The sequence below is a fragment of the Microbacterium sp. 2FI genome (assembly GCF_005502885.1).
In the GTDB taxonomy this organism is placed as follows: domain Bacteria; phylum Actinomycetota; class Actinomycetes; order Actinomycetales; family Microbacteriaceae; genus Microbacterium.
On record NZ_SCMR01000001.1, the window covers coordinates 339,295 to 357,938 of the forward strand.

The window sequence follows — 18,644 nt, forward strand, 5'->3', positions numbered from 1 at the left end:
TCACCGTCTCATTGGCGCGCGGCGATCGGCACGCGCACGTTCGCGGCGATGCGCTCGAGGATCGAGGCGATCGCCTCCGCGGTGTTCCGCGCGCGTGCGCCGCCCGCAGACCGCGTCGGGATGAGGCGGTGGGCGAAGACGGGGACGAGCAGTGCCGTGATGTCGTCGGGGATCACGAAGCCGCGGCCGTCCAGCGACGCCCACACCTTCGCCGCCCGCACGAGCTGCAGCGTCGCGCGAGGGCTGGCGCCGAGACGCAGATCGGAGTGCGTGCGCGTGGCGTGCGCGAGAGCGACGGCGTAGTCCTCGATCGGCGGTGAGACGTGCACGGCACGCGCCCACGCGACGAGGTCGGTGATCTGGTCGGCCGTGGCCACCGGCGTGATCTCGTCGAGCGGGTTCGCCGTCTCGCGCTGGCGGAGCATGAGCGCTTCGGACTGTGCGTCCGGATACCCCATCGAGATGCGCATCATGAAGCGGTCGCGCTGAGCCTCGGGGAGTGCGTACGTGCCCTCCATCTCGAGCGGATTCTGGGTCGCCACGACCAAGAACGGCTCGGGGAGCATGTGCGTGCGCCCGTCGACGGTGACCTGTCCCTCTTCCATCGCCTCGAGCAGAGCCGACTGGGTCTTGGGTGAGGAGCGGTTGATCTCGTCGGCGATGACGATGTTGGCGAAGATCGCTCCCGACTTGAACTCGAATTCGCGATCGACCGGGTTGAACACGCTCACGCCGGTCACGTCTCCCGGCAGCAGGTCGGGCGTGAACTGGATGCGGCGGACGGTGGCGTCGACGGATGCCCCGAGTGCCCGCGCCAGCATCGTCTTGCCGACACCCGGCACATCCTCGATGAGCAGGTGCCCCTCGGCGAGCAGGCACACCAGCGCGCTGCGCACGGCCTCGGGCTTGCCGTCGATCACGCGGCCCACTGACGCCAGGATCGCGTCGGTCGTGCGCGCGAAGCCCTCGGCGGTCAGCGCCCCCGACGCATCGGGTGCAGCATCCGTCAGCGCGATATCGACCACGTGCGACCTCCTCGGACCGCCTGGATCGGGCGGATCGGCGGGTGAGTGCGGGCACCGTCGCCCACCCGTCGATCGTAACAACCGCAGCGTCGTCGTGGGTCTGGGAGTGTGCTGGGCGGGATCGGCGCCGTATCGACGGCGTCGAGCCGCCGACAAGGTGCATGATGTGACCATGAGCGACGACGCCCGACGATCCCGTGTGCCGCTCATCGCGCTCCTCGCCGCGATCGGGCTGGTCGTGGTTATCGCCCTCGTCGCCGTCCTCGCGCGCTCTGCGCCGCCCGAATACGATCCCGACAGTCCCGAGGGCGTCGTTCAGCTGTACTCGCAGGCGGTCGTCGACGGCGACGTCGAGGAAGCCCTCACCTACCTCGTGCCCGACGTGGCGGATGCGTGCGAGCGCCTGGCTCCCGACGCGGACGACACGCGCGTGACGCTCGTTGCGACCAGCCAGGCGGACGACACCGCCCGGGTCGAGGTGATCGTCACCGAGGTGTACGGGTCGGGACTGCTCGGGAGCGACGAGTACGACAGCGACGAGGAGTTCGAGCTGCGCCGCATCGGCGGCGATTGGCTCATCGAGTTCGCACCGTGGCAGCTGGCGCTCTGCGTCGAAGGAGCGCGGTGATGTCGGGCGCGGGGCCGACGTCGACGGCTCGCGCGGGCACGGTCGTGCGCCGCCTCATCCTTCTCGGCATCCTGTTCGCCCTCGTCGCCATCGGCGCGACCGGCGTGAGCGGACTGCTCGAGCGCGTGCTCGGCGCCGGGCGATCGCTCGCCGGCGGCGACACCGGGCTCGCGCTGTCGCTCGCGTTCGCGCTCATCGGAGTGCCGCTGGCGGGGCTCCTGTGGTGGTGGCAGCGGCGCCTGCTTGCGCGGGACGACGAGCGCGCATCGCTGCTGTGGGCGCTGTATGTCGCGCTCATGTACCTCACCGCGCTCATCACCGCGACGGCGGCGCTCGCATCGACGGCGTCGGATGCCGTCGACGGCGAGTTCCGGCCGGGGCCGCTGGCGACCGCCGTCGTGTGGGCATTCGTCTGGGTCTGGCATCGGTGGATGTGGCGGAGCCCCCGCACCGCGCCGACGCGCCTGCACCTCCTGCCGATCGACCTCGCCGCCGTCTATGGATTGGCGGTCGGCGCCGCGGCGATGATCACGGCTCTGGCCGCGCTGATCGCCGAGGCGCTGACGACGGTGACGATGAGCATGATCGGCTCCCGGCACTGGGCGATCGCCGTGCTGCAGGCGCTCATCTGGCTTGCGATCGGCGCTCTCGTGTGGTGGTGGCACTGGGTGCGCGACCGCGCGAAGGACGACGCGAGCATGTTCGGGAACGTGCTGCTCGCGATCCTGCTGGGGGCCGCAGCGGCGACCACCGTCATCGGTGTCGGCACGGTGCTGCACATCGTGCTGCGGGTGCTCTTCACGGGGGAGCCGCCGGTTCAGGCGCTCGCGTCGCTCGACACGGCCATCGCGTCTGCGCTTGTGGGCGGGCTGGTATGGGTCCATCTCGGCGGCGTCCTCGCCGGCCGAGCCCCCGCCGCTCGTCGCGCCGGGCGCCTCGTGGTGTCGGCGATCGGCCTCGTCTTCGCTGCGAGCGGCTTCGGCGTGATCGTCAACGCACTGCTTGCTTCTCTCACCGCGGTGCTCGTCGATGACGACCCGCGCATCCTGCTCTACGGCGGCGTCAGCGCCCTCGTCGTCGGCGGACCCGTGTGGTGGCTTGCGTGGCGGCCGCAGCGCCCCATCGACGCCGACGAGGCAGCGAGCCCCGCGCGCCGCGTCTACCTCGTCGCGGTGTTCGGCGCCAGCGCGATCGTGGGGCTGGTCACGGTTCTGCTCATCGGCTACCGCGTCTTCGAGTTCCTGCTCGCGCCGGCGGACCGCGGGCTCGTCGAGCACATTCGCGTTCCGCTCGGACTTCTGAGCGCTGCAGCCCTCGTGTTCGGCTACCACTTCGCGATCTGGCGACGCGACCGGGCGCTCGCGCCCGCCGCCGCGCGAACGCAGCTGATCGGCCGCATCGTCCTGGTCGCGCCGGGCGACCCGGCCGAGCTCGCCGCCGCGCTGCGAGGCGCCACGGGAGCGCCGGTGACGGTGTGGCGGACGGCCGAGCCCGGCGCGGTCCCCGAGCTGTCGGTCTTCCTGGAGGCGCTCGGAGACGTCTCGGCACCGCGCGTGCTCGTCATCGCGTCGGAGGAGCATGTCGAGGCGATCGCGTTGGCCGAGTGATCGGCGGCGGCGCGAGAGCGGTTAGACTTGCGTCAGCTCTCCGCGAGGCGGCATCCAGGCCAACTCCCCCAGGACGGAAACGTAGCAAGGGTAACCAGGCTCTGCCGGGTTCGCGGAGAGTCTTAATTTTCCGGGGAGTCAGCGCCCCGATCGAGTGAACGGCCCGTCGAGCACCGCCCACTGCAAAAGCATGATGGTCTTCGCATCCTGAATGCGGCCGTCTCGAACCATGTCCAGAGCGACGTCGATGTCGAGCTCGAGCAGGTCGATGTGCTCGCCCTCCTCAGCGAGGCCGCCGCGGTCGAAGTCTCGGAGCGAGCCGTCGTAGGCTGCGGCGAAGAAGTGGATCCGCTCGGTCACCGATCCCGGGCTCATGTACACGTCCCACACGTGCTCCAGCTCGCCGACCTCGACGCCGGTCTCCTCAGCGGCTTCGCGCCGGATCGCGGTCGCCGGATCGTCGTCGTCGAGGAGTCCGGCGGCGGTCTCGATCAGCATCCCGTCGGGATGGTCGTTGACGTACACCGGGTAGCGGAACTGCCGCGTCAGCAGCACGGTCTGCCGGTCGGGATCGTAGAGCAGCACCGTCGCCCCGTTGCCGCGGTCGTAGGTCTCGCGCTGCTGCGTCTCCCACCGGCCCGAGGGCGCCCGGTACTCCAGCGTGGTGCGTCGCAGCACGTGCCAGCCGGCTGCGAGGAGCTCGACATCCGTCACCCGCACATCGGGATTGCGATCGAGGTCGCGGCCGGTGCGATCGAGTCCGGTGCGGCCGCGGTGATCGGGGACATCTCTTCCGGCGCGGGGGTCGGTCATCCCCGGAGCGTAACCCGGGCCCATAGGCTGTCGCTGTGGCGCACAGCATCTTCATCACGTCGGCGGAAGGGCACTCGGGCAAGTCCACCGTGGCCCTCGGAGTGCTCCAGGCGCTGAGTCACGCCACGCCCCGGGTCGGGGTGTTCCGCGCCATCGCGCGATCCACGGTCGAGCCCGACTACGTGCTCGAGATGCTGCTCGCCCACGACGGCGTCGATCTGCCCTACGACGAGTGCATCGGCGTCACCTACGACGATGTGCGGCACGATCCGGAGGCCGCGCTCGCCACGATCGTCGAGCGCTACAAGGCGGTCGAGGCGCAGTGCGACGCCGTGGTGATCGTCGGCAGCGACTACACCGACGTGGGCAGTCCCGCCGAGCTCGCCTACAACGCCCGCATCGCGGCCAACCTCGGTGCGCCGGTGCTGCTGGTCATCGGCGGTCGGGCCGCGCAGGGGCAGCCCGAGCAGCTCGGCTCGTCGATCCCGCGCACTCCCGCCGAGATGGGCCAGATCGCCGATCTCGCGCTGGCCGAACTCGCCCACGGCCGTGCCGAGCTCTTCGCCGTCGTTGCGAATCGCGCCGACCCCGACCGCTCGGCCGAGACGATCGACGCCATCGCGCGGGCGGTCGCGGCATCCGTCCCCGGCGCAGCCGAATCGCGCATCCCGATCTGGGCGATCCCCGAGGACCGGTTCCTCGTGGCACCGTCGATCCGCGGCATCATGCGCGCGGTCGACGGCGAACTGCTGGCGGGCGACCCCGACCGGCTCACGCGGGAAGCACTCGGGGTGGTCGTGGCCGGGATGTCGATGGTCAACGTGCTGCCGCGGCTGTTCGAAGGCGCCGTCGTGGTGATCCCGGCCGACCGCTCGGAAGTGCTGCTCGCGACGCTCCTCGCGAACGCGTCGGGAACCTTCCCCTCGATCTCGGGCATCGTCCTCAACGGCGGGTTCGAGCTGCCCGAGCCCATCACCCGGCTGCTCGACGGACTCGGCTCGAACGTGCCGATCATCACGACCGGACTCGGCACCTACGAGACGACGGTGAGGATCATGGGCACCCGCGGTCGCCTCGCGGCCGACTCGCAGCGCCGATACGACACGGCCCTCGCCCTGTTCGAGCAGAACGTCGACACCGACGAGCTGCTGCGCTCGTTCGGCGTCGCCCGCGCGACCGTCGTCACGCCGCTCATGTTCGAGTTCCAGCTGATCGAGCGCGCGCGCTCCGAGCGCAAGCGCATCGTGCTGCCCGAGGGCGACGACGACCGGGTGCTCCGCGCCGCGGGCACCGTGCTCAAGCGCGGCATCGCCGACCTCGTGATCCTGGGTGAGCCGTTCGAGGTGCGGGCGCGGGCGATCGAGCTCGGCATCGACATCGCCGGCGCCGAGGTGCTTTCGCCCTTCGATGCCGTGCACGTCCACAAGTTCGCGGACGAGTACGCGAAGCTGCGCGCGCACAAGGGCGTGACTGTCGCCCAGGCAGCCGACACGGTGACCGACGTCTCGTACTTCGGCACGCTCATGGTGCACCTCGGTCTCGCCGACGGCATGGTGTCGGGGGCGGCGCACACCACCGCGCACACGATTCGCCCCGCATTCGAGATCATCAAGACGAAGCCCGGCGTCTCGGTGGTCTCGAGCGTCTTCCTCATGGCGCTCGCCGACCGTGTGCTCGTCTACGGCGACTGCGCCGTGATCCCCGACCCGACCAGCGAGCAGCTCGCCGACATCGCGGTCTCGTCGGCGGCGACCGCCGCGCAGTTCGGCATCGAGCCGCGCATCGCGATGCTGTCGTATTCGACGGGGGAGTCGGGATCGGGCGCCGAGGTCGAGAAGGTGCGCCACGCGACGGCTCTCGTGCGCGAACGCGCGCCCGAACTGCCCGTCGAGGGACCCATCCAGTACGACGCAGCCGCCGATGCCGCGGTCGCCGCGGCGAAGATGCCCGGATCCGCGGTCGCGGGGCGTGCGACGGTGTTCGTCTTCCCCGACCTCAACACCGGCAACAACACCTACAAGGCGGTGCAGCGGTCGGCGGGCGCGGTCGCGATCGGCCCGGTGCTGCAGGGCCTCAACAAGCCGATCAACGACCTCTCGCGCGGCGCGCTCGTCGACGACATCGTCAACACGATCGCCATCACCGCCATCCAGGCGCAGGGGGTCGGTTCGTGAGTCTCGTGCTGGTCGTCAACAGCGGGTCGTCTTCGTTCAAATACCAGCTCATCGACATGGATGCCGAGACGACGCTCGCCTCCGGGCTCGTCGAGCGCATCGGCGAGAGCTCGGCTGGTGCGGGCGGCGCCGGTCGTGCCAAGCACACCGTGGCCAATCCGCGGCGCGAGGGACCGGCATCCGCGATGGTGGAGGCGACCTTCACGCGCGAGCTGCCGATCCCCGACCACACGGCCGGATTCCGCGTGATGCTCGAGGCGTTCGCCGAGCACGGACCCTCGCTCGAGGATCGGCCGCCCGTCGCCGTCGGGCACCGCGTCGTCCACGGCGGGTCGCGGTTCTTCGAGCCGACGCTCATCACGCCGCCCGTCGAAGCCGCGATCGACGAGCTGTCAGTGCTCGCGCCGCTGCACAATCCGGCGAACCTCGCGGGCATCGTGGCGGCGCGGGCCGCATTCGCGGGCGTCGCGCACGTTGCCGTGTTCGACACCGCGTTCCATCAGACCCTCGCCCCCGACGCGTACACGTATGCGATCGATGCGGAGCTCGCGGCCGCGCACCGCATCCGCCGCTACGGGTTCCACGGCACCTCGCACAAGTTCGTGAGCGAGGCCGCAGCGCGATTCGTCGGCCGCCCGCTTGCCGAGCTCAAGCAGATCGTCTTCCACCTCGGAAACGGCGCGTCGGTGACCGCGATCGACGGCGGCCGATCGGTCGACACCTCGATGGGGATGACCCCGCTCGAGGGGCTCGTGATGGGCACGCGCTCGGGCGACATCGACCCGGCCGTGATCTTCCACCTGGCACGGCGGGCGGACATGTCGATCGACGACCTCGACGACCTCCTCAACAAGCGGAGCGGGATGCTGGGGCTCGCCGGCATGTCGGACCATCGCGACATCAAGGATGCGATCGCTGCGGGCGACGAGAACGCGCTCCTGGCCTACCAGGTCTACGTCCACCGCCTGCGAGCCTATGCCGGGGCGTACCTCGCCCAGCTCGGCGGCGCCGACATCATCTCGTTCACCGCCGGCGTGGGCGAGAACGCCCCGCTCGTGCGCGCCCACGCGCTGGAGAAGCTGGGCTTCGCCGGTGTCGAGATCGACCCTGCCCGCAATCTCGCGCCGGAGCGAGGAGTGCGCAGGATCTCCACCGACTCCTCCCGGATCGCCGTTCTGGTCGTCCCCACCGACGAGGAGCTCGAGATCGCGCGGCAGACCCTCCGCGTCGCCACTACGCTGGCATGACGGCTCGCCCATCTCGCACCCTTCGCCGGGAGGTTCTGTGACCCACGCCCTGCCCGATCTGACCGCTTACGACGCCGTGCTGTTCGACCTCGACGGTGTTCTGACGCCGACGGCCGAAGTGCACATGCACGCGTGGCAGACGATGTTCGAAGAGCTCTTCGCGGCGTGGGAGATCACTCCCGCGTACACCGAGCGCGACTACTTCGACTACCTCGACGGCAAGAAACGCTACGACGGCGTCGCGAGCCTGCTGCGCTCGCGCGACGTCGAGGTGCCGTGGGGCGACCCGTCGGATCCGACGAGCGCCGACACCGTGTGCGGCATCGGCAATCGCAAGAACGTCGTCTTCGAGCGCGTGCTGCGCGGAGACGGCATCGCGCCCTACCCCGGGTCGCTCGCGCTGCTCGACGTCCTGGCAGCGGCCGGCACGACGATCGCGGTCGTCTCGAGCTCGAAGAACGCCGAGGAGGTGCTCGCGGTCGCGGGCATCCGCGATCGGTTCCCCGTCGTGATGGACGGCGTCATCGCAGAGCGCGACCACCTCGCCTCCAAGCCCGCGCCCGACGTCTTCGTCGAGGCAGCGCGGATGCTCGGCGTCGATCCGGCGCGCTGCGCAGCCGTGGAGGACGCGCTCAGCGGCGTGCAGTCGGCGGCGGCGGGCGGTTTCGGGCTCGTCGTCGGCGTCGATCGCGGCGTGGGTGCGCAGGTGCTGTTGGATGCCGGCGCGCATCTCGTCGTCCAGGACCTGGAGGAGTTCGTCTCATGATCGACCGCGACCGGTTCCCCGTCGACCCCTGGCGGCTCGTCGAGACCTCGCCTTCGCTGGATGACGCGGGAGTGACCGAGACGCTGTTCTCGGTCGCCAACGGCTATCTGGGCCTCCGCGGGAACGAGCCCGAAGGTCGCCACGAGCACGAGCACGGCACCTTCATCAACGGGTTCCATGAGACGTTCCCGATCCGCCACGCCGAGCAGGCCTACGGATTCGCCGAGGTCGGCCAGACGATCATCAACGCGCCCGACGCGAAGGTCATGCGCGTCTACGTCGACGACGAGCCGCTCTCACTCGATGTCGCCGACGTCCGCGATTACACCCGCACGCTCGACATGCGCGACGGCGTGCTGCGGCGTCGCATCGAGTGGACGACACCGTCGGGCAAGGACGTGTGCATCGATTACGACCGGCTCGTCTCGTTCGAGGAGAAGCACCTCGCGATCATGCGCCTCGAGGTGACGGTGCTCAACGCCGACGCCCCGGTGACGATCAGCTGCCAGGTCATCAACCGGCAGGACGGTGAGGACGTCTACGGCGGCACGCCGACCGCGCCGCGGAAGGCCGGCTTCGATCCGCGCAAGGCCGAGCGCATCCACGAGCGTGTGCTGCAGCCGCAGGAGTTCTGGCAGGACAAGCTGCGCTCGGCGCTCTCGTATCGCGCGAGCGAGTCGGGGATGACGCTCGCCGTCGTCGCCGACCACGTCGTCGAGACCGAGAACGCCTACACGGCGCGCACGCTCATCGAGCCCGACATCGCCAAGAACGTCTTCCGCGTGCAGGCGAAGGCCGGCGTCCCGGTGACGGTCACGAAGCTCGTCAGCTATCACACCTCTCGCGGAGTGCCGGCGCGGGAGCTCGTCGACCGGTGCCGCCGCACGCTCGACCGGGCCCTCACCGAGGGCATCGAGGCCCAGTACGACCGGCAGCGCCACTGGCTGGGCGAGTTCTGGAAGCGCTCGGACGTGCGCATCGAGGGTCACCCCGACCTGCAGCAGGCGACCCGCTGGTGCCTGTTCCAGCTCGCGCAGGCCTCGGCCCGTGCCGACGGGCAGGGCGTGCCGGCGAAGGGCATGACCGGGTCGGGCTACTCGGGGCACTACTTCTGGGACACCGAGATCTACGTGCTCCCCTTCCTCGCGTACACGACCCCGCTGTGGGCACGCAACGCGCTGCGCATGCGCTACCTCATGCTTCCCGCCGCGCGCAAGCGCGCGTTCCAGCTGAACGAGCACGGCGCGCTCTTCCCCTGGCGCACGATCAACGGCGAAGAGGCCTCGGCCTACTACGCAGCGGGCACCGCCCAGTACCACATCAACGCCGACGTCAGCTTCGCGCTGGCGAAGTACGTGCGGGCGACCGGCGACGTCGAGTTCCTCCACCGCGAAGGCGTCGACATCGCCGTCGAGACCGCGCGACTGTGGGCGACCCTCGGATTCTGGCGCTCGGTCGAGGGCGAGTTCGACGGCGACATCGACGGCGTCGGCGAGACGTTCCACATCCACGGCGTGACCGGGCCGGACGAGTACACCACCGTCGTCAACGACAACCTCTTCACGAACGTGATGGCCCGCTTCAACCTGCGGTTCGCAGCACGCACCGTGCGCGAGATGGCCGAGCTGGACGGCGAGGTCTACCGCAAGACGGTGGAACGACTCGGCCTCGAACCCGGTGAGCCCGAGGCCTGGGAGCGCGCCGCCGAGGCGATGCACATCCCGTTCAGCCCGGCCCTCGGCATCCATCCCCAGGATCACGTGTTCCTCGAACGCGAGATCTGGGACCTCGAGAACACCCCGCCCGACAAGCGCCCGCTGCTGCTGCACTTCCATCCGCTGGTGATCTACCGCTACCAGGTGCTCAAGCAGGCCGATGTGGTGCTCGCGCTGTTCCTTCAGGGCAACCACTTCTCGCCCGAGGACAAGCTCGCCGACTTCGACTACTACGATCCGCTGACCACGGGCGATTCGACGCTGTCGGCTGTCGTGCAGGCGATCCTCGCCGCCGAGGTCGGCTACCAGGACCTCGCGCTGGAGTACTTCCGGCAGTCGATCTTCGTCGACCTCGCCGACCTCCATCACAACGCGGCGGACGGCGTGCACGTGGCCTCTGCAGGCGGCGTCTGGACGGCGCTCGTCTCGGGATTCGGCGGCATGCGCGACCATTTCGGCGAGCTCTCGTTCGATCCGAGGCTCCCCGCAGACTGGCCCGAACTCGCCTTCGTGCTGCACTGGCACGGCACGCGCCTCGAGGTCTCGATCGTGCGCGACGAGCTGCGCGTGCGTGCCGGTGACGGCGACCCTGTCGGGTTCAGCGTGCGCGGCACGGGCTACGTCGTCGGCGCGGGTGAAGAGGTCGTGGTGCCGCTCGACGGCCAGGGGCCGGTCATCGCCGGGCGCCCGTCGCTGCGTCAGTTCGCCGATCAGCGTCGTGAGGACGGCTCGCTGCTGTCGGCGTCGGTGCCGACCGTCACGACCTCGATCCCGATCGTCGGGGGGATGGCCGACCTCGAGCACGGCGCCGATGCCTGACCCCGCTCCGTTGTCGCAGGCACGGCTTAGGGTGGAGGCGTGACCACAGCCCTCTACCGCCGCTACCGACCCGAGTCGTTCGGCGAGATGATCGGCCAGTCCCAGGTCACCGAGCCGCTCATGACGGCGCTGCGCGGCGACCGCGTCGGCCATGCCTACCTGTTCTCGGGTCCGCGCGGATGCGGCAAGACGACGTCGGCCCGGATCCTCGCCCGCTGTCTCAACTGCGCAGCCGGCCCCACCGACACCCCGTGCGGCACGTGCGACAGCTGCGTCGAACTCGGTCGCGGCGGGGGCGGTTCGCTCGACGTCGTCGAGATCGACGCGGCGAGCCACAACGGCGTCGACGACGCGCGAGACCTGCGTGAGCGCGCGGTGTTCGCGCCCGCGCGCGACCGATTCAAGATCTTCATCCTCGACGAGGCCCACATGGTCACGCCGCAGGGCTTCAACGCGCTGCTCAAGCTCGTGGAAGAGCCGCCCGATCACGTCAAGTTCATCTTCGCGACGACCGAGCCCGAGAAGGTCATCGGGACGATCCGCTCGCGCACCCACCACTACCCGTTCCGGCTCGTGCCGCCCGCGGCGATGCTCGAGTACGTGCAAGAGCTGTGCGCGACCGAGGGCGTCGAGGTCGAGGCAGGTGTGCTGCCGCTCGTCGTGCGGGCCGGGGGCGGCTCGCCGCGAGACACGCTGTCGCTCCTGGATCAGCTCATCGCCGGGTCGGAGGACTCGCGAGTCGCGTACGCCCGAGCAGTCTCGCTGCTCGGATACACGCATGCCGAGCTTCTCGACGAGGTCGTCGACGCGTTCGGCGCGGGTGATGCCGCGGCGGCGTTCGCCGCGGTCGACCGCGTGGTTCAGACGGGGCAAGACCCACGTCGGTTCGTCGACGATCTGCTCGAGCGCCTTCGCGATCTCATCGTCGTCGCGGCGACGGGTCAGGGGGCTGCGTCCGTGCTGCGCGGACTCTCGGCGGAAGACCTCGCGCGCATGCAGCGACAGGCCGACACCTACGGCGCTTCGCGGCTGTCGCACACCGCCGACCTCGTCATCGCCACGCTCGACGACATGACCGGCGCGACCTCGCCCCGGCTTCAGCTCGAGCTGATGGTCGCGCGCGTGCTGGCGCGGGGAGCGGATGCTGCGGCGACACCTGTGGCGGCGCCCCCCGTGGCTGCGCCCGTTGCCGCTGCGCCCCCCGTGGTTGCGCCCGACGCGACGCCCGCGCAGCCGTCCGCAGCACCGGCGGCTCCCGTGCCATCGGGTCCGGTGACTCTCCAGCGCCTGCGCGACGCATGGCCCGAGGTGCTCGGCAACCTCGAAGGCATCAGCCGGTCGTCCTGGCTGCTCGCCTCCGGGGCGAGCGTCTCGTCCCTGGCGGGCGATGTGCTCACCCTCTCCTTCCAGAGCCAGGCTGACGTCGCCAAGTTCAAGCATCTGGCGGCCGGCAAGGGGCCGAGCGAAGACCTCCGCCAGGCGATCATCGCGGTGCTCGGTCTGCGGGTGAAGTACCTCGCCAAGTACGAGCCCGGTGCGGGTCACCCCGACGAGCCTCCGCCGCCCGACGACGAGCCCCCGCCGGCGCCGGAAGACCCGTCGGCACCGCCTGTCGGCAGATCCGCGCCCGCAACTGTGCCGCCCGCCAAGCAAGCCCGGCCTGCGCGGAGCGCACCTGCCGCTGATCGGCCCGAGTCCGCTCGCGCTTCCGATGCGCCCGCCCCACGCCCGTCCGCTGCAGCCGCGGCCCCCGTCACCGAGTGGGCCGTCGCACCCATCCCGACCGACGCCGATGCGCCGCCGCCCGACCCGGCGCCGGACGCCCGCAGTCAATTCGCGGTCGATGACGAGCCCGAAGACGCCGCGGGCGCGGCATCCGCCGTTCGCATCGCCACCCTCGCTCCGCCGCGCGAGGGAGAGGTGCTGCCGACGGCCGAGGTCGCCGTCTCGGTCGACCCCGACGAGGCCGAAGACGCCCCGGTCGAGATCGCCGTCGATGCGCCGGTGCCGCCGGTGATCGCACCGCCGCTGCCCCCTGCGGCCGCCACCCGCAGCGACGGCGTGCAGCGCTACGGCGAAGCGGTCATCCGGCAGGTGCTCGGTGCGACGTTCATCCGCGAGGAGCCCTACGAGCAGCCGACGAGGTTCAGCTAGACCATGTACGACGGCATCGTGCAAGACCTGATCGACGAGTTCGGGCGCCTGCCGGGTATCGGCCCGAAGTCGGCGCAGCGGATCACCTTCCACATCCTGCAGACCCCCAACTTCGACGTCTCCCACCTCGCCGAGCTCCTCACCGACGTCCGCGAGAAGGTGCGCTTCTGCGAGGTTTGCGGGAACGTCTCCGAGCAGGACCGCTGCGGCATCTGCCGCGACCCGCGCCGCAACCTTTCGCTCATCTGCGTGGTCGAAGACGCGAAGGACGTCGCGGCGATCGAGCGCACGCGCGAGTTCCGCGGTCTGTATCACGTGCTCGGCGGCGCCATCAGCCCGATCGCGGGCGTCGGGCCCGACGACCTCCGCATCACTCAGCTCATGCAGCGGCTCGCCGACGGCACGGTGCAGGAAGTGATCCTCGCGACGAATCCCAACCTCGAGGGCGAGGCGACCGCGACCTATCTCAGCCGTCTGCTGCACACCCTCGAGATCAGCGTGACCAGGCTCGCGTCGGGGCTCCCCGTCGGCGGCGATCTCGAGTACGCCGACGAGGTCACCCTCGGCCGCGCGTTCGAGGGCCGCCGCTCGATCTGATGGACGCAGTGGCATCGCGGTTCGGCACACGCGCATGGATCCTGTTCGGCGCGATGGCGGTGCTCTGGGGCATCCCGTACCTGTTCATCAAAGAGGCCGTCGACTCCTACTCTCCGGCGGCCGTGGTCGCCGGGCGCACGCTGCTGGGCGCACTCATCCTCGTGCCGTTCGCACTGCGCCAGAAGGCGATCCGCCCCGCTTTCGGCAAGATCGGCTGGGTGCTGGCCTTCGGCGCCATCGAGATGGCAGGGCCGTTCGTGCTGCTCGCCCACGCGGAGCAGACACTGTCATCGGGGTTGACCGGACTGCTCGTAGCGACGGTTCCGCTCTTCGCCGCGATGATCGCACTGGGCGGCGGCGATCGGTCGGTGCTGACCCCTGCGCGATCCATCGGGCTGTTCATCGGCTTCGCGGGCGTCGCTGTGATCGTCGTCGGCCCGGGGCTCGCCATCGACGGCGGAGCGGGGCTCGTCGCCATCGGCGAGGTGCTGCTGGTCGCGGTCTGCTACGCGATCGCACCGTTCATCGTGGCGCGACAGCTGAAGGACGTCCCGGCGCTCGGCAGCGTGACGGTCGCTCTGCTGGCCGTCGGCATCGTCTATCTGCCGATCGCGCTGCTGACACAGCACGAGGTGCCGACGGTCCGGAGCACGGTCGCGCTCGTCCTGCTCGCCGTGTTGTGCACTGCTGTTGCCTTCATCGTGTTCTTCGCGCTGATCGCGCGCGTCGGACCAGTCCGAGCGCCGCTGTTCACGTACGTCAACCCCGTCGTCGCGATCGTTCTCGGCATCCTGATCCTGGGGGAGGAGATCACACTGGGCCTGATCGTGGGGTTCCCGCTCGTGATCCTCGGCTGCTGGCTCGCTGCGACCGGGGGCACGGTGCGCACTGCGAAGCCGGCCGGCGATCTGCCTCCGATCGCGCCGGGCTGAGCGGCCGTCGGCTCAGCGCCCGCCCCTGTCACATGGCGGGCCGGGAATGACGACGTCCGTAAGATGGATCCTCGGGCGCGGCATCCGATCGCCCGCCCGTCACACAGCGTGCCGAACGACGGCACTTCCGGGAGTTCCATCGTGGCGCTGATCGTCCAGAAGTACGGCGGGTCGTCCGTCGCCGATGCGGAGAGCATCAAGCGTGTCGCGAAGCGCATCGTCGACACCCGCCGCGCGGGCCACGACGTCGTCGTCGCCGTCAGCGCGATGGGCGACACGACCGATGAGCTGCTCGACCTCGCCGGGCAGGTCGCCCCGATCCCGGCGCCTCGCGAGCTCGACATGCTGCTCTCGAGCGGCGAGCGCATCTCGATGGCGCTGCTGGCGATGGCGATCCACTCGATGGGCTTCGAGGCACGCTCGTTCACCGGCAGCCAGGCGGGCATGATCACCGACGCCACCCACGGCGCCGCGCGCATCGTGGATGTCACCCCGATCCGCCTGCGCGAGGCGCTCGACGAGGGCGCGATCGTCATCGTCGCCGGGTTCCAGGGCTTCAACCGCGACACCCGCGACATCACCACGCTCGGCCGTGGAGGTTCCGACACCACCGCCGTCGCGCTCGCCGCAGCCCTCGACGCCGATGTCTGCGAGATCTACAGCGACGTCGACGGCATCTTCACCGCCGACCCGCGTGTGGTGCCGAAGGCGCGCAAGCTGAGCGTCGTGTCGGCGGAGGAGATGCTCGAGCTCGCGGCCAACGGCGCGAAGGTGCTGTACATCCGCGCTGTCGAATACGCGCGCCGCCACGGCGTCCTGATCCACTCGCGCTCGACGTTCAGTTCGGGCGTCGGAACCTACGTGCTCGGCCCGGGGATGACCCTCCCCGACGGCGAAGAGGGAGACAACATGGAAGAGCCGATCGTCGCGGGTGTCGCGACCGACCTCAGCCAGGCGAAGATCACGGTCATCGGCGTGCCCGATGTGCCGGGCAAGGCCGCCGAGATCTTCAAGGTGATCGCCAAGTCCGGCGCGAACGTCGACATGATCGTGCAGAACGTCTCGGCGGCGGCGACGGGCCGCACCGACATCTCGTTCACGCTCCCCAAGACCGAGTCGGCGATCGCGCTCAAGGCACTCGCGGGCGACCAGGCGGAGATCGGGTTCCAGAATCTCGTCCACGACGACCAGATCGGCAAGCTCTCGGTCGTCGGCGCCGGCATGCGCACGCACTCGGGCGTCTCGGCGACGCTCTTCGAGGCGCTCAGCATCTCGGGCATCAACATCGAGATGATCTCGACCTCCGAGATCCGCATCTCCGTCGTCGTGCGCGGCGACGACCTGGCCGCCGCGGCGCGCGTCGTACACACCGCCTACGGCCTCGACGGCGACTCGGATGCCGTCGTGCACGCCGGCACCGGCCGCTAGCCCATCCTCCACCGAAGGTAGAATCCCCGAATGACACGCATCGCAGATTCCGGACTCTCCGTCGCCGTGGTCGGCGCCACCGGTCAGGTCGGCACCGTCATGCGCGAGATCCTCGCGGATCGGCGCTTCCCGATCCGCGAGCTGCGCCTCTTCGCCACCGCCCGTTCGGCCGGCACCGCCGTCGAGTACGCCGGCGAGACGGTCGTCATCGAAGACATCGCGACCGCCGACCCGGCGGGCATCGACATCGCCCTGTTCTCCGCCGGGGCAACCGGCAGCCGCGCTCACGCTCCGCGCTTCGCGGCGGCGGGGGCACTCGTCATCGACAACTCGAGCGCGTGGCGCATGGACCCCGAGGTGCCGCTCGTCGTCAGCGAAGTCAACCCGCACGCGATCGCCGAAGCCCGCAAGGGCATCGTCGCCAACCCGAACTGCACCACGATGGCCGCGATGCCGGTGCTGAAGGTGCTGGACGCCGAGGCCGGCCTCGAGCGCCTCATCGTGTCGACCTACCAGGCGGTCTCGGGCTCGGGCCTGGCCGGTGCTCAGGAGCTGCTCGGCCAGGTCGAGGGCGTCCTCGCCCAGGGGAACACGCTCGACCTCGTGCACGACGGCTCGGCGGTCGACTTCCCGGCACCCGAGAAGTACGTCGCCCCCATCGCGTTCGACGTCATCCCGCTCGCCGGAAGCCTCGTCGACGACGGCTGGAACGAGACCGACGAAGAGAAGAAGCTCCGCAACGAGAGCCGCAAGATCCTCGAATTGCCCGACCTCCGCGTCGCCGGCACGTGCGTTCGCGTCCCCGTCTTCACCGGCCACTCCCTCTCGATCCACGCCGAGTTCGCGCGCGACATCACGCCCGACCGCGCCCGCGAGCTCCTGGCCGCAGCGCCGGGCGTCGTGCTCGAAGAGGTGCCGACGCCGCTGCAGGCAGCAGGCAAGGACCCGAGCTTCGTCGGACGCATCCGCGCCGACCAGTCCGCGCCCGAGGGCAAGGGACTCGTTCTCTTCATCTCGAACGACAACCTCCGCAAGGGTGCAGCGCTCAACGCCGTGCAGATCGCCGAGGTCGTCGCGGCCTCGCTCGGCGTCACGGCCTGACGCCTTTCCGGGTCGTCAAGAACCCCGGGACTTTCGCCCGCACAGCCGTCCTCCGGTCGGGGGCGCTTTCACGCGCGCCTAGAATTGTCGGGTGACAGACACGCACGACTCCGCGCTTCCCCACCCTGACGACAGCGACCTTCCCGCCGGAACCGTCGACGTCCTCCTGATCGGGGGCGGCATCATGAGCGCGACCCTCGGCACGCTCCTCTCGGAGCTCCAGCCCGACTGGAAGATCTCGGTGTTCGAGCGGCTCCACGACGTCGCCCTCGAATCGTCGAACGCGTGGAACAACGCCGGCACCGGTCACGCGGCGCTGTGCGAGCTCAACTACACGCCCGAGGGCAAGGACGGCTCGGTCGACCCCGCCAAGGCGATCTCGATCAACGAGCAGTTCCAGCAGAGCCGGCAGCTGTGGTCGACGCTCGTCGAGCGCGGCGTGCTCGACGAGCCGACGACCTTCATCAACGCGACGCCCCACATGACCTTCGTCCGCGGTGAGAAGGACGTCGCGTTCCTCAAGAAGCGCTACGAGGCACTCAAGCAGGAGCCGCTCTTCGCCGGTATCGAGTACAGCGAGGACTCCCGCGTCATCAACACGTGGGCGCCGCTGCTCATGCAGAAGCGTCGCGCGGGCGAGCCATTCGCGGCGACCCGCGTGCCCGCGGGCACCGACGTCGACTTCGGCGCGCTCACTCACCAGCTCTTCGACCACCTCGCAGGCCGTGGGGCAGACGTCCGCACCAACACCGAGGTGCGCAGCCTCAAGCGCTTGGACGACGGCACGTGGCGCGTGCGCTACCGCCGGTCGATCGGCCGCACTCCCGGCGAGATCCGCGCGAAGTTCGTCTTCGTGGGCGCGGGCGGCTGGGCGCTGAAGCTGCTGCAGAACTCGGGCATCCCCGAGATCTCCGGGTACGGCGTTTTCCCGATCGGCGGCCAGTTCCTGAAGACGACGAACCCCGCGCTCGTGGCCAAGCACAAGGCGAAGGTGTACTCGCAGGCCTCGGTCGGCGCACCGCCGATGTCGGTGCCCCACCTCGACACCCGTGTGGTCGACGGCGAGGCATCGCTCCTGTTCGGACCGTTCGCGACTTTCAGCCCGAAGTTCCTGAAGAACGGCTCGATCCTCGACCTCGTCACGCAGGTGCGCCCCGGCAACCTCGGGCCGATGCTCAAGGTGGCGTGGGACAACCCTTCGCTCATCACGTATCTCGTCGGCGAGCTGCTGAAGAACCACTCCAAGAAGGTCGACAGCCTCCGCACCTTCGTTCCGACCGCGAAGGACGAGGACTGGGAGCTCATCCAGGCCGGCCAGCGCGCGCAGGTCATGAAGAAGGACCCTGAGAAGGGCGGCATCCTGCAGTTCGGCACCGAGGTCGTCACCGGCGCCGACGGCACGATCGCGGGTCTGCTGGGAGCGTCGCCCGGCGCCTCGACGGCGGTTTCGATCATGCTCGGCCTCATGAAGACCTGCTTCCCCGAGCACATCGACACGTGGGAGTCGCAGCTGCGCGATCTCATCCCGACTTATGGCGAGACCCTCAACCCGCGCCCCGAAGCGGCGGAGGAAGCGCTCGCAGAGACCGCTCAGACGCTCGCCTTGACTGCCTGACCGGGCCTGCCCCTAGGGTGGGG

The 18,644-nt window shown here is 70.0% G+C and carries 14 protein-coding genes and 1 other RNA gene; 13 read left to right on the plus strand and 2 right to left on the minus strand.

Features of this window, described 5'->3' with window-relative positions; translation table 11 throughout:
• Positions 1–8: 8 nt before the first annotated feature.
• The gene (locus FFS15_RS01590) at positions 9–1,016 is read right to left on the minus strand and encodes a MoxR family ATPase (RefSeq protein ID WP_171013057.1); all 1,008 of its coding nucleotides are present in this window, start codon (positions 1,014–1,016) and stop codon (positions 9–11) included.
• A 181-nt stretch (positions 1,017–1,197) separates the two neighbouring features.
• On the opposite strand from FFS15_RS01590, the gene FFS15_RS01595 reads away from it, so the two are divergent.
• From FFS15_RS01595 to ffs, 3 genes are all read left to right on the plus strand, one after another.
• Positions 1,198–1,653, plus strand: coding sequence for a hypothetical protein (locus FFS15_RS01595; protein WP_137843236.1), 456 nt, complete (start codon positions 1,198–1,200; stop codon positions 1,651–1,653).
• On the plus strand, positions 1,653–3,260 hold the full coding sequence (locus FFS15_RS01600; RefSeq protein ID WP_137843237.1) for a DUF5671 domain-containing protein: 1,608 nt from the start codon (positions 1,653–1,655) through the stop codon (positions 3,258–3,260). The genes FFS15_RS01595 and FFS15_RS01600 overlap by 1 nt, the downstream gene beginning before the upstream one ends.
• A gap of 31 nt (positions 3,261–3,291) precedes the next feature.
• Positions 3,292–3,388, plus strand: an RNA gene (gene ffs, locus FFS15_RS01605) — signal recognition particle sRNA small type.
• 10 nt (positions 3,389–3,398) lie between these two features.
• Here ffs and FFS15_RS01610 read toward each other — a convergent pair.
• Positions 3,399–4,073 carry an NUDIX domain-containing protein gene (locus FFS15_RS01610; RefSeq protein ID WP_137843238.1) on the minus strand — a complete coding sequence of 225 codons (675 nt, stop codon included), beginning with the start codon at positions 4,071–4,073 and terminating at the stop codon, positions 3,399–3,401.
• Between the two features lie 35 nt (positions 4,074–4,108).
• Between FFS15_RS01610 and pta the strand changes: the two genes are divergently transcribed.
• The 10 genes from pta (at position 4,109) to FFS15_RS01660 (ending at position 18,621) form a co-directional block, all read left to right on the plus strand.
• Positions 4,109–6,247 carry a phosphate acetyltransferase gene (gene pta, locus FFS15_RS01615; protein WP_137843239.1) on the plus strand — a complete coding sequence of 713 codons (2,139 nt, stop codon included), beginning with the start codon at positions 4,109–4,111 and terminating at the stop codon, positions 6,245–6,247.
• The gene (locus tag FFS15_RS01620; RefSeq protein ID WP_137843240.1) at positions 6,244–7,494 is read left to right on the plus strand and encodes an acetate kinase; all 1,251 of its coding nucleotides are present in this window, start codon (positions 6,244–6,246) and stop codon (positions 7,492–7,494) included. Before pta ends, FFS15_RS01620 begins: the two co-directional genes overlap by 4 nt.
• A 37-nt stretch (positions 7,495–7,531) precedes the next feature.
• A complete protein-coding gene (locus FFS15_RS01625; RefSeq protein WP_137843241.1) occupies positions 7,532–8,260 on the plus strand; it encodes a beta-phosphoglucomutase family hydrolase in 729 nt (242 codons plus the stop codon).
• A complete protein-coding gene (locus tag FFS15_RS01630) occupies positions 8,257–10,794 on the plus strand; it encodes a glycosyl hydrolase family 65 protein (protein WP_137843242.1) in 2,538 nt (845 codons plus the stop codon). Before FFS15_RS01625 ends, FFS15_RS01630 begins: the two co-directional genes overlap by 4 nt.
• Before the next feature lie 39 nt (positions 10,795–10,833).
• Positions 10,834–12,948 carry a DNA polymerase III subunit gamma and tau gene (locus tag FFS15_RS01635; protein WP_137843243.1) on the plus strand — a complete coding sequence of 705 codons (2,115 nt, stop codon included), beginning with the start codon at positions 10,834–10,836 and terminating at the stop codon, positions 12,946–12,948.
• Positions 12,949–12,951: 3 nt separating this feature from the next.
• Complete coding sequence (gene recR, locus FFS15_RS01640) at positions 12,952–13,545, plus strand: recombination mediator RecR (RefSeq protein WP_137843244.1); 594 nt, start codon at positions 12,952–12,954, stop codon at positions 13,543–13,545.
• Positions 13,545–14,477: a DMT family transporter gene (locus tag FFS15_RS01645; protein ID WP_137843245.1), complete on the plus strand. Its 933-nt coding sequence runs from the start codon at positions 13,545–13,547 to the stop codon at positions 14,475–14,477. Before recR ends, FFS15_RS01645 begins: the two co-directional genes overlap by 1 nt.
• Positions 14,478–14,618: 141 nt before the next feature.
• Positions 14,619–15,905 (plus strand): aspartate kinase, encoded by a 1,287-nt coding sequence (locus FFS15_RS01650; protein WP_137843246.1) that lies wholly within the window; start codon positions 14,619–14,621, stop codon positions 15,903–15,905.
• A 30-nt stretch (positions 15,906–15,935) separates the two neighbouring features.
• Entirely contained in the window at positions 15,936–17,006 is a 1,071-nt protein-coding gene (locus FFS15_RS01655; protein ID WP_137843247.1) for an aspartate-semialdehyde dehydrogenase, read from the plus strand.
• 91 nt (positions 17,007–17,097) lie between these two features.
• Entirely contained in the window at positions 17,098–18,621 is a 1,524-nt protein-coding gene (locus FFS15_RS01660) for a malate:quinone oxidoreductase (protein WP_137843248.1), read from the plus strand.
• Positions 18,622–18,644 lie beyond the last annotated feature (23 nt).

Coding starts and splice junctions, on each gene's coding strand:
- FFS15_RS01595 (WP_137843236.1), top strand. CDS start 1,198: ATGAGCGACGACGCCCGACGATCCCGTGTGCCGCTCATCGCGCTCCTC.
- FFS15_RS01600 (WP_137843237.1), top strand. CDS start 1,653: ATGTCGGGCGCGGGGCCGACGTCGACGGCTCGCGCGGGCACGGTCGTG.
- FFS15_RS01610 (WP_137843238.1), bottom strand. CDS start 4,073: ATGACCGACCCCCGCGCCGGAAGAGATGTCCCCGATCACCGCGGCCGC.
- FFS15_RS01630 (WP_137843242.1), top strand. CDS start 8,257: ATGATCGACCGCGACCGGTTCCCCGTCGACCCCTGGCGGCTCGTCGAG.
- recR (WP_137843244.1), top strand. CDS start 12,952: ATGTACGACGGCATCGTGCAAGACCTGATCGACGAGTTCGGGCGCCTG.
- FFS15_RS01645 (WP_137843245.1), top strand. CDS start 13,545: ATGGACGCAGTGGCATCGCGGTTCGGCACACGCGCATGGATCCTGTTC.
- FFS15_RS01655 (WP_137843247.1), top strand. CDS start 15,936: ATGACACGCATCGCAGATTCCGGACTCTCCGTCGCCGTGGTCGGCGCC.